The following is a 14,767-nucleotide window of genomic DNA, read 5'->3' on the forward strand; positions in this document are numbered from 1 at the left end:
TGCTCAGACGGTCTCCTCGCGCAGATCCTCGACCTCGTGCCGGGACGCCCACGCCTGGTACACGCCCCGGTCGAACGGCTCCAGGCCGAGCTGTTCGGCCACCGGGGCCTTGCCGCCGCTGTACTCCACGCGCAGCCAGCCCTCGTGCTCGCCGAGGACCACGAACGGCTCGCCGCGCCACGTGCAGTGTGTGGTCACGTACTGGAGACGGTCGACGTCCGCCAGAGGCACCACCTGGACGTACCGGTCCGGGGAGACCTGCAGGAACCCGTCCGCGTGCCGCGAGGCGTAGAGGCGCACCTTGTCGCCGTCCGGGCTCGCCTCGTACTGGGCGTCCCGCCAGCCCGCGTAGTAGCCGTGCCGGATGCTCACCCCTGGCCTCCCGGCAGTTTCACGAGCCACCTGCGCAGATCAGCGTCGTAACCCGCCACGAGGGACTCCCTGCCCTGCGCGTCGAGCCGGTACATCTCGGCCCCGTGCGGCAGGCGCTGGCTCTCGATCTTGAACTCGGGGATCGCGGGCCCGTCGCCCGGCGCGTACCCCGATCCCGGGAACGGCGCCTTCTCGATCACCCATCCGTCCGGGATGATCCCCATGCTCCATTCGTCGATGCCGCCCAGCGGGCGGCGGAACAGGGCGGGCTTCACGGCCGGCCAGCGGATCACGAAGATCTGCTCGTCCGCCGGAGCGAACGGAGACCCCTCGTACACCAGCCCGAGCGCCCGGATCAGCGCGGCGGGACTTCTCAGCTCCTGGACGTCCTGGAGCCGGTGCACGTATCCGGCGACCAGGTCGTAGCCGCCTTCCAGATAATGCTGTACATGCTCGGGCCGCACGGCCTTCTGCATCACCACGACCTGGGATGGGTCAGCGGGCCCCTGCGCCCGGGGCGCCGGGCCCCGCCCCCCTGAGGGGGCCCGGGCTCCGCGTTCGACGATGCTGGGCGTTCTCTCTGCCCGAGTCTGCGCGGCCGCGGCCGGGACGCTCTGCTTCCGGGTGTCCGTGCTTGGACGCCTGGGGTCTGTTCGCGGTTGTCTGGTGTCGGCGCGTGCCCGCTCCCGCTGGCCGTAGAGCGGCGCTACTGGGAGCCCCTGTGGGTCGCTCGGCGTCTCCCGGGCCACCGATGGTTCCTTCGCGGCCGGTCTTTCCCGCGGGATCGGCGTCTCCCTGGTCACCGGGGCCTGCCCAGCGGCAGGGATCTCGGGACGGCGCGGCGGAGCCGGGGGCGCCTGGGGCGGAGCCGGCCGCCGCGGGGCTGGCGTGCGGACCGCGGGCGCGGGCGGGCCGTCCGGCGGCGCTGTGCTCGCGTGTGAGGGCGCCGGCGGCGCGGAGGGTGCCTCGGCCCGGGGGCGCGCCGGTTCCGGGCGCTGAGGCGGCCTGGGGGCCTGGCGGCCGCCGGCCGGGGTGGCGCGGCCCTCAGGACGGGACGCGGAACCGCGCGCCGGGGGGCGGCGCGACGACGGGCCGGCCACGTGGACGTCGGTCGGCACCGGCGGCGTGGGCGTCCGGGGCTCCTCGGGCTCGAGCAGCGCGTTGGCGTCCAGGTAGCACGCACTCGGCAGGCCGGGGTTCACGGCGAGCTGCCACTCCGGGTGCGGCCAGCGCCGCGACAGCTCCGCCAGCGAGGCCTGCCGGTGGTGGACCGCCTGCCCCTGGAGGGAGCGGTCCATGGCCTCGGGGGAAGTGAACGCGAGCACGAACGTGCCGTCGCCGAACTGGGCCGTGGCGAACTGGTGGTCGCCGCCCTCCGGATCGCCGGGCGAGGGCAGGTACAGCGTCGCGCGCGCCAGGAGCTCCAGGTAGCCGTGCTGGTCGCCGCGCTCGCGGGCCTCGGAGAGGGCCGCCTCCAGGGTCGACCCGGACGGGCGCGCCGGGCGCGCTGACGCCTGTGCGGGACGCTCGTCCTCAGGGACGGCGAGCGCGATGCCGAGACCGGGCAGGGCCAAGGGCCCGCCGTCGGGCCCGGCCTTGCTCGCCTGGTAGACGAGTTCGAGCGGGGACTCGATGCCGTAGACGTCTCGGAACGCGCCCATCATCTGCCCGGCGAGCAGGGCGCACGCCTCCAGCAGCTCCGAGGAGGCGCGGCCGCCACGCTCGCGGAAGGTGAGCCTGTCCCACCAGTTCTTGCGCTCCTCCTCGTCTGGCGGCTCCCAGCCGAGCGCTCTCAGCCGCCGCTCCTGCCGTGACGCGAGGGGGCGGGGCAGGAACGCGCTGCCGACGGCCTCGGCGTCGAGCGTCCCTTCGGAGCGCATCGCCTGGACGTAGGGCAGGCCGCTCGGACCTTGCAGGATGAGGAACGACGTGACCGGCAGCCGTGAAAGCTCCAGTGTCAGCCGTCTGGCGAAGTCGTTCCAGTCCACTGGGGATCCACTTTCACGTGCGGGGCGGGATTCCGTACTCGACGGTAGCCGAAGGCTGCGTCACTCGGTCCAGGGAGACGGAACAGCGTCGGCCCGCACCGGTGTCCAGATGCCGCCGATGGCGTCGTAGACGGCGACCGGTGCGTGCTCGCCCTCGCCCGCCGAGCGCCACAGGCGCGTGCCGTGCGGGGGGCGCAGCGGAACGCCGGCGGGGCGCGGCCCAGGAGCGGGCGCCTGACGCGCCGGCCGGTCAGGCGGACCGTCGGCCGGTCGGGTGTCGGCCCGTGGTGAGTCGGCCCGTGGTGAGTCGGCGAGCGGTGAGTCGGCCCGTGTTGGGTCGGCCCGTGGTGGGTCAATCGGCGGTGGGTCGGCCGGCGGGTCGTCGGTCGGTGCGCCGAGAGGCGCCGCCGCCGGCTCCGGGGCCTTGGGCGGGGCACCGGCTTCGAGGGCCGCCCTCAGGTCGGCCGCCGTGTACGGGTCGATCGCCGTGTGGGAGTCGTCGTAAGGGCCGTCGGCCGCCTCACGCGGCGGCATTCCGCCCGGAGTCGGCCCGCTTGGAGCCGCCCCGCCTGGGGCGGGCATGCCGTGGGCCGAACCGTTGACCGGGGGAGTCGAGCCGCCTGCGACGGGGTTCGGCCCAGCGAGCGCGTTGGGGTCGACTGTTCCGTACGGGTTGGGTTCGTTCGGCAGAGGGTCGTATTGGAGGGGATCGGGCACCCCGCCTCTGCCGCCCTGCAACCGGCCGATGACGGACGAGTCCAGTAGCACTTCGCTGGGCAGCCCCCAGTTGATGGCCAGGCGCCACGCGGGGTCGGGCCAGCCGGCGGCCAACCGGGCGAACGAGGTGCGCCGGTACAGGCCGGGGTGCCGGTCACCGGTGCGCGCCAGTGCCCCGGGCGAGGTGAACACCGTGACATAGGTGCCGCTGCCGATGGTGATGGTGGGGAACTCGGCCCGGTCAGGGTCTTCCACGGCGGAGGCGGTCGCCGGCAGGACCAGGTCGGCGTTCTCCAGAAGCTTGAAGTAGGTGGTGTTGTCGCCGTTCGCCTTGGCTTCGGCGAGACGCGGTTCGAGCAGTTCCGCGTCCATGCCGGGCAGCGCCTGCTCCGGCAGCGGCAGCCGCGTCCCCGCCGGGGGAGGGCCGGCAGGCAAAGGGTCTGCGCCCGACAGAGGGTCTGGGCCGGACAGGGGGTCGGCGACGGAACGGACGCCGCCGGACGACGCGCGGCGCTTGTTCACCCGTGACGGGTCGGCCACCTCGATCCCGAAGTCGAGCAGTTCGATGAGGCCGGACCCGTGCCGGTGGAACGACTCGTACACGAGGTCGGACGGGCGCCGGACGCCCTGGACGTCCCGGAGCGCCGTGACCATCACGTCGGCCAGGCGCGAGAAGTCGGCTTCGGTCACGCTCAGCATCCCGCCGGGCATGCCCGCCTCCGGCAGTTCCGTCCACCAGTTGCGCGGCGCGGGGTCGGCGGGCGGGCGCCAGCCCGACTCGCTCATGACCTCTTCGTCGGCCAGGGTGAGCAGCAGGGGCCCTTCGAGGAAGTTGTTGCTGACGGCCTCGGCGTAGAGCCGGTCGGGCTCGCGCATGGCCTGGACGTAGTGACGGCTCTCGTCGCGTTCGCGCACGATCAGGATCGTGTCCCGTTCGAGCCCCGCCAGCTCACGTCCCAGCCGCCGGGCGAACTCGGACCACTCCAACAAGATCACTCCCTACGACCAGGGGCCGGTGCCGACCCCCGCGAGACCGCGCCCGGGATCCGATGATTGTCGCCGGGAGCGCGACGCGCAAACCGGGAGTTCAGTCGGGCGGAGGTTCGTGACGAAGCACACGCAGCGCCTCCCGGAGGGCCCCCGGATCGTCCCCCCAGAGGTCGAGGACGTCGATGAGCCTGTGCAGGATCTCATGGCGTTCGTACCCGACGTCCAGCAGCGACTGGGCGGTGTCCCACAGGTGCGGCGGCTCACCGTCCCACAGCATGGCCGCGAGCCGCATGTGCGCGTCGAGGTGCTCCTCGTCGCCGCCGGGGTGCTCGAACTCCATTAGGACGCGGCGGTCGCCGGGGTCGGCCGGGTCGAGCTCCGACAGGTCGACGAGGCCGTGCCCGTCCGCGCGCCGGTGCGTGCCCGACAGGAACGGCAGGGCGAACGCGCGGCGGGGGAGGGCCTCCAGGTCGCCGTCGGGCAGCAGCCGGTCGACCAGAGCCCTGTCGAGGCCGAAGGCGGCCGGGTCGCGGTAGGCCGCGGAGAACTTCGCGGTGGCGTCCCAGAGGGCGTCCAGGGTCGCCCTGACCCCCTCCTCCGGCAGCCCCGTCCGCCGGCCTGCCCAGCGGACCCACGCGGCCAGCACGTGGGGGACGGCCTCCTGTTCCGACGGGGAGAGCAGGACCTTGCGCGGCAGCCAGTCGAGCAGGAACAACTCGCACTTGATCGGGCTGACCCGCAGCGGCCGCCCGAAGTCGTGCGCGCAGCCGTAGTCGATGATCCGGTCCACGCACCGGATCGCCGCGGAGATGTCCGACAGCTCGCCCGCCTCGTCAGAGGCGAGGAACCGCGTCGCGATCGTGGCGCGCCTGTCGCGCCCGTACACCGGAGGCTGGGGGAGGCGACCGCCCGGCGGGAGGATGTCCACACGTGCGCGGACGAACGCGTGGTAGGAGCCGAAGTTCTCGTTCACCGGCGGGCCGTCTGTCTCGTCGGTGAGATCCAGGGCGCTCTGCAGCAACGCTTTGGTGTCGCGCGGGTCGAGCTCTTCGAACCGCATCAGCGGGTTGTCACGGCCTTCGCGGCGGCAGTGGTCGAGGAGCCGGTCCACCCTGGAGGAGACCCAGGCGTCCCGGACCATCCCGCTCGCCGGCGTCCGCACCGCAGGCGCGGCGGACGCGAACGGGCCGCCGTGGGTCTGGACGGCCCCGGCCCTGTTGCGGTCGACCAGGATGACCAGGGCATGCCTTTCGGTGCCCCCGTAGGTGTAGGTGCAGATGACGGAGTCTTGGTCGCCGTAGACGTCACGGGACGCGAAGCACGCCTCGGGCTCGACCATGCCGACGCGGTCGGCCCAGCCGGGCCTGGCGACGCCGTCGCTCATCAGCTGCAATGCCGCGCGCTCTGCCTTGGCCGCCTGCCGCGGGGTGCCCATGTAGGCGATCCCGGTGAGCAGCGCCAGCGCCGCCGGCGTGGCGGCGGCTGTGGCGTAGCCGACCAGGGCCTCGCCTATGACCTCTTCCACGTCGCCGTCCGGGATGCGCTGCCCCCACCAGGAGCCGAGGATCTCGCTGACGATGAGCTCCGCGTCCAGGGGACTGCGCACCGCCAGCAGTTCGCGGGCGTGCTGGAGCATTCCGTCGAAAATCGCCGAGACCTCGTCCGGGGGGTTCGGTCCGTCCCGGGCCGGGTCCCCGGAGGAGCGGCTGCGGCTGCGGGGACTCACCCCACTAGCCTCTCAGATCCGGCGCGGACGGTGGCCCGGACGCCGCCGAAGGCCGGAATGGGTCGCCGTCGCGCCACACGGGCGGGCAACGGTTCCGCTCAGCCGTCCACGCCGCTCGCGGGCTCGCGCCCTGAGGGCGGCTGCGATTTCAGGATCCCGGTGAGCTGCTCTCGCGCCATCCGCTCGACTCTTGCCGGCGTGGCGTCCAGACCAAGATGGGCCATGCAGGCCTGGACGTCGGCCACACACCGGTGCACCGCGTCTGAGGGGAAGGACGCGAACTCGTCGCAAAGCCGTCGTGCGAGCTCGTCGCGTGTCTCGTTCCGGTGATCGGCCAGTGCAGGCATCAGCGCACACCTCCGCGCACGGGGTTCCGGCAGGCGGGGACGCCGCCGGTGAGACGGAGCACGCCTCGGACCGGCCCTGGCATGGGAGCTTCAACGAGAACCCCGCCTCGATGTCACATTTCAGGCCCCTGCCCGGGGAGAGTCAAGACGTGCCGGGAGGTCGTTTCGCAAATTCTGGACTCCGTTCACCGGAGCTCTCCATGGCGTCGGCCCAGCTCGCGTGATGCCGTGCGGCCCAGTCGCGGTCCACCCGTCCGGTCAACATCCCCCCGAGCGCCCCGCGGTCCCGCAGCGCTTCCCAGAGGTGCCCGGCGGTCACCACGAGGACGGCGAGGAAGAGCCAGTCGTGGACGAAGGTGGAGCCCGTCCGCCACCGATCGCCCCACGGCCCGGGGAACGTCAAGATCTCGCCGGTGCCGAGCATGACCAGGATCGCGCCCGCCGTGAACGCCGCGTTCAGCTTCTGGCCCGCGTTGAACTTGCCCACGGGCAGGACCCCGCGACCGTCCCGCACGGCCCTGCGGTCACCGCGCCTCAGCCACTGCCAGTCGGCGGGCGCGAATCTGTTCAACCTGCGAAGGTCGGCCCTGAACGCCCGGGACAGCAGACCGAGCACGATCGGCACGGGCAGGGCGAACCCGCACCAGACATGGACGGTCTTGACCATCTCCCTGCGGCCCACCAGCGTCGACAGCGACGGCAGGTAGAGCAGCGCCGCGGTCACCAGGCAGACCAGCATCAGCAGCGCGGTGACATGGTGGATCGAGCGTTCGGCCCGGGTGAACCGCACGAGCCACCCTGGCGACGACTCAGGTCGGCGCATCGCTACGTCCGTTCGACCGTCCCACCCAGGCGTCCACGTCGTAACCGAGTTCCTCCCAGTAGCCGGGCTTCACCCGGTCGGTCAGTTCGATGCCGCCGAGCCACTTCAGCGACTTGTAGCCGTACATGGGCGCGACGTACAGCCGCGTGGGGCCGCCGTGGTCGTGGGTGACGGGCTTGCCGTCCATCTGGGTCGCGACCAGGACGTCCCGGCGTCGCGCCTGCTCCAGCGTCAGCGACTCGGTGTAGACGCCGTCGAACGACGTGAAGCGCACGGCCCGGGCGTCGGAGGACACTCCGACCGCGTCCAGCAGGTCGGGCAGCGCGACCCCGGCCCACCGCACGTCCGGCACCCGCCAGCCCGTCACGCACTGGAAGTCCCTGTCGAGGACTGTCTGCGGAAAATGCGCCAGATCGGCCATCCCAAACGATTGCGGCTTGTCGATAAGGCCGGAAACGGTCACCCGGTGCGTCGCGACGCTGTGCCGCTTCACACCGGGCGTGACCGAGTAGTAGCGGAACCCGCCGGCCGCCGGCAGGACGTCCCCGATCGGCCCGACCGGCGCCAGGGTCCGGCTCACCTTGTCCTGGACCGATGCCCCCACGGCGACCCCCGCCACGCCGAGGCCGAGCATCCCCAGGACGACTCTCCGCCCTACCGGGCTGCCTTCCGCCCGTTCGTCCTCGCTCACCGCTCCATTCGAGCACCACCGCCCGCGGCCCGCCAGGGATCGGCCGACCTTGTAAGACTTCCGACAGATTCGGGCGCCGCCCCTGAGCGGATCCGGTTGCCGCCCTAAGCTGGGCTCATGGCCACGAAGGTTCATCTCGCACAGCGTCCCGAGGCCGACGAGCTGCTCGGACGCAGTCCGCTGGCCGCTCTCGTGGGCATGCTGCTCGACCAGCAGATCCCGATGGAATGGGCGTTCTCCGGCCCCTACACCATCACGCGGCGGCTCGGCTCGGACGACCTGGACGCCCACGAGATCGCCGCCTACGACCCCGAGCGGTTCGCGGCGCTCCTGGCGGAGAAGCCTGCCGTCCACCGCTACCCGGGTTCGATGGCCAAGCGCGTCCAGCAGCTTTGCCAGTACCTCGTGGACCACTACGACGGGGACGCCGAGAAGGTCTGGAAGGGCGCTGACAGCGGCAAGGAGCTGTACAAGCGGCTGAACGGCCTTCCTGGCTTCGGCAAGCAGAAGGCGCAGATCTTCCTTGCCCTGCTCGGCAAGCAGTACGGAATCCGGCCGGACGGCTGGCGCGAGGCGGCCGGCGCCTACGGTGAGGAGGGCTCGCACCGGTCCGTCGCCGACATCACCGGCCCTGACTCCCTCGCCAGGGTGCGGGCCTTCAAGCAGGAGATGAAGGCCGCCGCCAAGGCCGCCAAGTAGGAGCGGGACTGGGCGGAACTCGCCGAACGGGGCGAGTTGACACCCCGTGACGCACGCACGCCGTAACATCTCCTACTTGCCGTCCGAGCCGGGCCGCCCCGCGCGCCCTTCCAGGACGGTGTCCGAAACCGACGAGTTCGTCCGAGGCCGATGGGACAAGGATGTTCAGCAGGGCTTCCGTACGCGGCGAACCATCGGGATGATGAGTACCTGACTCCGACCGGTGTTGTGATGGAGGCGGGAGCGTTAACCTGCTCCCATTCACTCATAGTGATGAATAATTGCCGCGCGGTACGGGACCCTCTGGGGCGGAGGTGTTGTCGTTGAGCACCGAGACGTCCGTTCCGCATCCCCGCGTCTCAGGGGTGGAGGGGCAGCCCATGGATGCGTCCGACGCCGCGCTGTACGCGACCTTGCTGAAGGAAGCGCCCGAAGGGCTGGCGTTCTTCGACCGTGACCTGCGCTGCCGCCGGGCCAACGACGCGCTCGCCGAGCTGCTGGACGTGCGCGTGCGAGATCTCCAGCAGCGCCGGCCGTCGGAGGTGCTGCCCGAGACCCTGGCGGCCGCGTTCGAGGCGGCGCTCCGGAAGGTGATCACCGAAGACCGCCCGGTGAGCGATCTGGAACTCGTCGTCCCGGCGCGCGCGCCCGAGGCGTCCGGTGCGGCGCCCGGCGTGGCCACCGCCGTCGAGGAGCGCATCCTCGCGTGCACGTGGCTGCCCGCCAAGGGCGGCGGCGGCGAGCGGGAGGGCGTCGTCCTGACCGCCCTGGACGTGACCGAGCGGCGCAGGGCCGAGGAGGTCATCCGCCGCAAGGAGCAGCGCTACCGCTCGCTCGTGGAGGCCAGCGCCCAGGTGGTGTGGGTCGCCGCGCCGGGCGGCGGCGTGATCGACGACGCGCCCGAGTGGCGCGCCATCACCGGCCAGACGCCGGACGACTACGCGGTCGGCGGCTGGCTGTCGGTCGTGCACCCCGAGGACCGGCCCCGCATCGAGGCGCACTGGCGCGACTGCGTCGAGGAGAACCGGGTCTTCGAGACCAACTACCGCATCCGCACCAAGAGCGGCACGTACCGGCACTTCGACGTCCGCGCCGTGCCGATCTGGCGGGGCGACGCGGTGATCGAGTGGGTCGGCGCCAACACCGACGTCACGGGGCAGCGCGAGGCCGAGGAGATGCGCGGCCGGCTGACCGAGCAGCTGTCGGCGGCGGCGCTGCGCACCGCGCGCCTCCAGCAGGCCACGTCCATGCTCGCCGAGGCCCTGACCGTCTCCCAGGTGGTCCAGGTCATCACCGAGGTCGGGCGGTCCGCCATCGGCGCCGACTACTCCGCGGTGGCGCTGCTGGACGACGACAAGCTGCGGCTCAGCATCGTGGCCCCGTCCCAGCCGGGGTCGGAGGGCGAGACGCCCTCGGCGTCCCGCGACGAGATCAAGGTCAGCGACCAGACCGTGATGTCGGTGGCGGTGCGCGAGAGCCGGCCGTTCCTGGCCGAGCACCCCGACAGCCTGCGCCTGCAACTGGGCCACGGCGAGCGGGACCTGTTCGCCCAGCACACGGAGGAGCGCGCCTGGGTGGGCCTGCCGCTGCTCGCGGCCGGCGCCCCGATCGGCGCGCTCCGCTTCTCGTTCACCCGGCCCCGGGAGATCACCGAAGAGGAGCGGGTCTTCCTGGAGGCGCTCGCGGGCCAGTGCGCGCTGGCCGTGGAGCGGGCCCTGCTGTTCGAGCGCGAGCACAAGACCGCCGAGGAGCTCCAGCGGAGCCTGCTGCCCAGCGACCTGCCGCAACTGCCGGGCATGGCGCTGGCCGCCCGCTACAACCCCGCGACACGCCACGTGCAGGTGGGCGGAGACTGGTACGACGTCTTCCGGCTCGCCGACAACCGTCTCGCGGTGGCCGTCGGCGACGTGATGGGCAAGGGCGTGCTTGCCGCGGCCGGAATGGGCCGCGTCCGCAACGCCCTGCGCGCCCTCGCGCTGAACGATCCGCGCCCCGCCGCCGTCCTGGCCGGGCTCGACCGGCTGTTCAGCGCCACCGAGGACGAGGAGCAGTTCACCACCGTCGTCTACGCGGTCATCGATCCCGAGACCGGGCAGGGGGAGCTCAGCAACGCGGGCCATCCTCCGGCCCTGCTGATCTCGCCCGACACGCCCGCGCGCGTGAGCACGCGGGAGCCCGGAACCCCCCTCGGCTGGCCGAGCCAGCGGCAGCAGACAAGTTTTTCCATCGATACCGGCAACACTGTGGTCTTCTATTCCGATGGACTTGTGGAGAACCGTAGGCGTGGGGTGGACGCCGGGCTGGAGGAGCTTGTCGCCGTCGCGGCGGACGCCCCACCTGAAGTGGTAGGAGATCCCGAGAGACTCGTCGACTTCCTGGTCGATCGGATGCTTGCCGGGTATGAGCAGGTAGACGATGTGACCGTGCTTGCCCTGCACGTCCCGCCCAAGTCCGAGTGAACCCCGCCGAAGACGGCGCCGAGACGGTCCGAGACGTTCGAAGGACCGCCCCGCGCCCTCTAAGGTGGAGTGTTACCGGGTAGGACTCCAAGGCGGAATGCGCAGCAGTGCCAGAATGCTTGACCCAGAGAGAGCGGGTACGCTGCGGTCCCGCACCGGGAGGTCCGCTCCGTGTGTGGTCCCACCCAGTGTGAGGCCGAGCCCGTCAGGGCACTTGGGTCAACCAAGCCACACGTTCGTTCGAGAGGTATTTGTGTCGCCTGCTAGCTCGACCTCGAAAGCGTCAGATCTGCACGATCACGTCATCGCGCAACTGATCGAGCGTGGACGGTCCCAGGGTTACCTCGAAGCCGACGACGTACGACGTACGTTCGAGGAGGCCGACATCCCCGTGTCGAAGGCCTCCAGCATTCTGCGGAGCCTCAGCAAGGAGGGTGTGACCGTCATGGTGAGCGCTGCCGACTCCGCGGCGCCCAAGCGTCCGCGCAAGCGCGCGACGCCGCCGGCACGCAGGCCCAAGACCGCCGCCGCCGCCAAGGAGCAGCCCGACACGGTGACCGCCGTCGTCGGTGACGACGCGCCGGAGGAGGCCGTCGCCGCGCCGCGCCCGGCGGCTCCCAAGCCCGCGCCGCCGAAGAAGGCCGCGCCGGCCAAGGGCGCCAAGGCGAAGAAGGGCGCGCCGGCGAAGAAGGGCGCCGCCCAGCCGGTCAAGGCCGCCCCGTCCGACAAGGCCGACAAGGGCGAGGGCCCCGAGGGCGACGACGAGGTGGACGTCGATCTCGAGGACCTGACCGACCTCGAGGTCGAACTCGAGGTCGACACGGCCGAGGCCGAGGAGCCCGAGGCCGAGGAGGAGCCCGCCGCCGCGCCCGTCGCGAAGGCCGCCCCGGCCGGCAAGGGCGACACCCCGTCCGAGGAGGAGGGGTTCACCCTCGGCGACGACGACGAGGACGCGCCCGCGCAGCAGATCGCGGCCGCCGGCGCCACCGCCGACCCGGTCAAGGACTACCTCAAGCAGATCGGCAAGGTCCCGCTGCTGAACGCCGAGCAGGAGGTCGAGCTCGCCAAGCGGATCGAGGCCGGCCTGTTCGCCGAGGAGCGCCTCGCCGTCGCCGGTCCGTCGATGTCCGAGGAGGACCTCGAGGACTTCGAGTGGATCGCCGAGGACGGCCGCCGCGCCAAGAACCACCTCCTGGAGGCCAACCTCCGTCTGGTGGTCTCGCTGGCCAAGCGCTACACCGGTCGCGGCATGCTGTTCCTGGACCTGATCCAGGAGGGCAACCTCGGCCTGATCCGCGCGGTCGAGAAGTTCGACTACACCAAGGGCTACAAGTTCTCCACGTACGCCACCTGGTGGATCCGGCAGGCCATCACCCGCGCGATGGCCGACCAGGCCCGCACCATCCGCATCCCGGTGCACATGGTGGAGGTCATCAACAAGCTGGCGCGCGTGCAGCGGCAGATGCTCCAGGACCTGGGCCGCGAGCCCACCCCGGAGGAGCTGGCCAAGGAACTCGACATGACCCCGGAGAAGGTCGTCGAGGTCCAGAAGTACGGCCGCGAGCCCATCTCGCTGCACACGCCGCTCGGTGAGGACGGCGACAGCGAGTTCGGCGACCTCATCGAGGACTCCGAGGCCATCGTCCCGGCCGACGCGGTCAGCTTCACGCTGCTGCAGGAGCAGCTCCACTCCGTTCTCGACACGCTCAGCGAGCGCGAGGCGGGCGTGGTGTCGATGCGGTTCGGCCTCACCGACGGCCAGCCGAAGACGCTGGACGAGATCGGCAAGGTGTACGGGGTGACCCGGGAGCGCATCCGGCAGATCGAGTCCAAGACCATGTCGAAGCTGCGCCACCCGTCCCGTTCCCAGGTCCTGCGCGACTACCTGGACTGACCGGCCGCGTCTCGAACCGTCCGACGGCCAGGACCCCGGCGATCTCGCCGGGGTCCTGCCGCGTCCAGGCCCGGGTCTGCCGGGTGCGTCAGTCGTGCAGGACGACGTCGAGGTTCGCGCCGTTCAGCTCGGCGGTGTGGCCGAGGCCGGCGACGGCCTTCAGCAGGTCCTCCGGCGTGCGCGGCGCTGCGCCCGCCTTGATCAGGTCGTGGGCGATGCGGCCGCGGGTCGCCTTGGCCATGTGGCTGACGACGGTCCGCTTGGCGACGCCGCCGTCGAGCCGTTCCCGGAACACCCGGACGGAGACCGCCGGGCCGGGCGCCTTCCACACCGACGCGTACGGTCCGGACCGCATGTCGACGATCAGATCGTCGTCCAGCCGGAGGGCCTTGCGCATCGCCGGACGCCACGACGCCCCCAGACTCCCTCCAGGCGGCAGTGACGTCCCCATGGACAGCCGGTACGGCGGAACGCGGTCGGTGAGCCTCAGCGCGCCCCACAGGCCCGAGAACACGATGATCTGCCGGGCGGCCGCCTCGGCGTCGAGATCCGCCAGGTCGAGGTTGTCGTAGAGGACGCCGGTGTAGAGCCGCGCCGCAGGCAGGGTCGGTGCCTTGCGCACCGACCTGTTGCGCGCGAGGGCCTCGGCGGCCTGGCCGGGCGGAAGGCCGAGCACCTCCGCGGCGCCGGCGCCCCGGCACGCCTTCGTCAGGGCGGCGAGGACGCGCCGCCGCACCGGCGTCAGGCCGGGAAAGCTGAGCGAGGCCAGGTCGAGGGGCGGACCGTCCCCCTCGGTAGCCTTCTTCTCCGACGGCGGCAGCAGGATGTGCACGATCCCCCCGAAAGCGGTGACAGATGGCGCGGCCCCTGGACAGGCGGTTGGACGAACTGGTCGCCGAAGCGTGGCCCGCGCCGTCCGCCCAGGATATTGGCGGCTGGGTGCTGCGCCACGCCGACGGCGTGACCAAGCGGGCCAACTCCGTCCTGCCCGTGGACGACCCGGGGGACGTGGACCTGGCCGTCGAGGAGGCCGAGCGCTTCTACACCGCGCTCGGCCTGCCGACCGTGTTCATGATGGACGCCCAGGCGCGGCCAGAGGGACTCGACGGAATTCTTGCGGGACGAGGTTACGAGCTGGTCGAACCCACGATCGCTATGACGGCCGACCTGAGCGGCCCCGGCGAGCGGGAGCGCGTGGACGTCATGGACGCCCCGTCCCGGGAGTGGCTCGATCTGTGGTGGTCGGTGGACGGTCGCTACGACCACCAGCTGCCGATGGCGGAGAAGATCCTCACGGGCGTGAGCGCCGGCTACGCCTGCGTGGACGGTCTGGCCGTGGGACGCGGCGTCCCCCAGGGGGAGTGGCTCGGCGTCTACGCCATGGCCGTCGCCCCTGACGCGCGGAGGCGGGGCCTGGGCCGGCGCGTCCTGCGGGGCCTCCTCGGCTGGGGAAGGGAGCGGGGATGCGAGCGGGCGTACCTGGTCGTCGTCGAGCGGAACGCCCCCGCCAGGGCGCTGTACGAATCGGAGGGGTTCGTGCAGGCGGGCGCTTATCACTACCGCGTAAGGAATGTCACCGAGAGGTGAGAAGCCGAAGCGCGAGGGCATCTCGGCACTGTCCCAATATGGCTACGATATGCAACCACTCATATACTCTCCGCAGTTGTCGCTGCATGGTGCTACGTGGAGCGCCATAGGAATGAAAGCGAACGGCGGCCACCGTCTCCGGTGACCGCCGTCCTTGGCTCGCTCTATTTGGAGGTCTACCGCTCCTCGTCCGTAGCGGCGGCCGGGGTTTCGGTGAGCCGGTCGGTCTCGTCCTGTATGTCGGCCCCATTGGAGCGGAGGGCCTCTGCGTACTTGCGCCCGTGGTGGGCGCAGAACAGAAGGTCGCCGCCGCCTACCAGGACTGCACGGACGTAGGCCTGAGCGCCGCAGCGGTCGCATCGGTCGGCGACGGTCAGCGGCTTGGTTGGGGCAAGGGCTCCAGTCACGGCACCTTCCTCATGCTCGGGGTCGGTACTTAGGACAACATCTAACCCGACGCTGGCGTTCCCAACC

The 14,767-nt window shown here is 71.6% G+C and carries 13 protein-coding genes; 4 read left to right on the forward strand and 9 right to left on the reverse strand.

The window, feature by feature from the left end:
- Window positions 1–3: 3 nt before the first annotated feature.
- From BJY14_RS32805 to BJY14_RS45855, 7 genes are all read right to left on the reverse strand, one after another.
- Window positions 4–372 carry a UCP033725 family protein gene (locus tag BJY14_RS32805; RefSeq protein ID WP_312879504.1) on the reverse strand — a complete coding sequence of 123 codons (369 nt, stop codon included), beginning with the start codon at window positions 370–372 and terminating at the stop codon, window positions 4–6.
- The gene (locus BJY14_RS32810; protein WP_179847150.1) at window positions 369–2,360 is read right to left on the reverse strand and encodes a TY-Chap domain-containing protein; all 1,992 of its coding nucleotides are present in this window, start codon (window positions 2,358–2,360) and stop codon (window positions 369–371) included. Before BJY14_RS32810 ends, BJY14_RS32805 begins: the two co-directional genes overlap by 4 nt.
- 60 nt (window positions 2,361–2,420) lie before the next feature.
- Window positions 2,421–4,067: a TY-Chap domain-containing protein gene (locus tag BJY14_RS45850; RefSeq protein ID WP_246396196.1), complete on the reverse strand. Its 1,647-nt coding sequence runs from the start codon at window positions 4,065–4,067 to the stop codon at window positions 2,421–2,423.
- Between the two features lie 97 nt (window positions 4,068–4,164).
- The gene (locus BJY14_RS32820; RefSeq protein ID WP_179849785.1) at window positions 4,165–5,703 is read right to left on the reverse strand and encodes a hypothetical protein; all 1,539 of its coding nucleotides are present in this window, start codon (window positions 5,701–5,703) and stop codon (window positions 4,165–4,167) included.
- Window positions 5,704–5,891: 188 nt separating this feature from the next.
- On the reverse strand, window positions 5,892–6,140 hold the full coding sequence (locus BJY14_RS32825) for a hypothetical protein (RefSeq protein ID WP_179847151.1): 249 nt from the start codon (window positions 6,138–6,140) through the stop codon (window positions 5,892–5,894).
- A 142-nt stretch (window positions 6,141–6,282) separates the two neighbouring features.
- Window positions 6,283–6,930, reverse strand: a complete 648-nt coding sequence (locus tag BJY14_RS32830) for a cytochrome b/b6 domain-containing protein (protein WP_218905691.1) — start codon at window positions 6,928–6,930, stop codon at window positions 6,283–6,285.
- 19 nt (window positions 6,931–6,949) lie between these two features.
- Window positions 6,950–7,654 (reverse strand): molybdopterin-dependent oxidoreductase, encoded by a 705-nt coding sequence (locus BJY14_RS45855; protein WP_218905692.1) that lies wholly within the window; start codon window positions 7,652–7,654, stop codon window positions 6,950–6,952.
- A gap of 117 nt (window positions 7,655–7,771) precedes the next feature.
- Between BJY14_RS45855 and BJY14_RS32840 the strand changes: the two genes are divergently transcribed.
- The 3 genes from BJY14_RS32840 to BJY14_RS32850 all read left to right on the forward strand — a co-directional run bounded on the left by BJY14_RS32840 (window position 7,772) and on the right by BJY14_RS32850 (window position 12,706).
- Entirely contained in the window at window positions 7,772–8,353 is a 582-nt protein-coding gene (locus BJY14_RS32840) for an HhH-GPD-type base excision DNA repair protein (protein WP_179847154.1), read from the forward strand.
- 380 nt (window positions 8,354–8,733) lie between these two features.
- Complete coding sequence (locus BJY14_RS32845; RefSeq protein ID WP_179847155.1) at window positions 8,734–10,812, forward strand: SpoIIE family protein phosphatase; 2,079 nt, start codon at window positions 8,734–8,736, stop codon at window positions 10,810–10,812.
- A gap of 253 nt (window positions 10,813–11,065) precedes the next feature.
- Window positions 11,066–12,706 carry an RNA polymerase sigma factor gene (locus BJY14_RS32850; RefSeq protein ID WP_179847156.1) on the forward strand — a complete coding sequence of 547 codons (1,641 nt, stop codon included), beginning with the start codon at window positions 11,066–11,068 and terminating at the stop codon, window positions 12,704–12,706.
- A gap of 88 nt (window positions 12,707–12,794) precedes the next feature.
- Here BJY14_RS32850 and BJY14_RS32855 read toward each other — a convergent pair whose 3' ends face one another.
- Window positions 12,795–13,538 carry a YaaA family protein gene (locus tag BJY14_RS32855; protein ID WP_179847157.1) on the reverse strand — a complete coding sequence of 248 codons (744 nt, stop codon included), beginning with the start codon at window positions 13,536–13,538 and terminating at the stop codon, window positions 12,795–12,797.
- 23 nt (window positions 13,539–13,561) lie between these two features.
- Between BJY14_RS32855 and BJY14_RS32860 the strand changes: the two genes are divergently transcribed.
- Window positions 13,562–14,293: a GNAT family N-acetyltransferase gene (locus tag BJY14_RS32860; protein WP_179847158.1), complete on the forward strand. Its 732-nt coding sequence runs from the start codon at window positions 13,562–13,564 to the stop codon at window positions 14,291–14,293.
- A 176-nt stretch (window positions 14,294–14,469) separates the two neighbouring features.
- On the opposite strand, the gene BJY14_RS32865 is transcribed toward BJY14_RS32860, so the two are convergent.
- Window positions 14,470–14,700, reverse strand: a complete 231-nt coding sequence (locus BJY14_RS32865) for a DUF7455 domain-containing protein (protein WP_179847159.1) — start codon at window positions 14,698–14,700, stop codon at window positions 14,470–14,472.
- Window positions 14,701–14,767: the final 67 nt, after the last annotated feature.

It is taken from the genome of Actinomadura luteofluorescens, assembly GCF_013409365.1.
GTDB lineage: Bacteria > Actinomycetota > Actinomycetes > Streptosporangiales > Streptosporangiaceae > Spirillospora > Spirillospora luteofluorescens.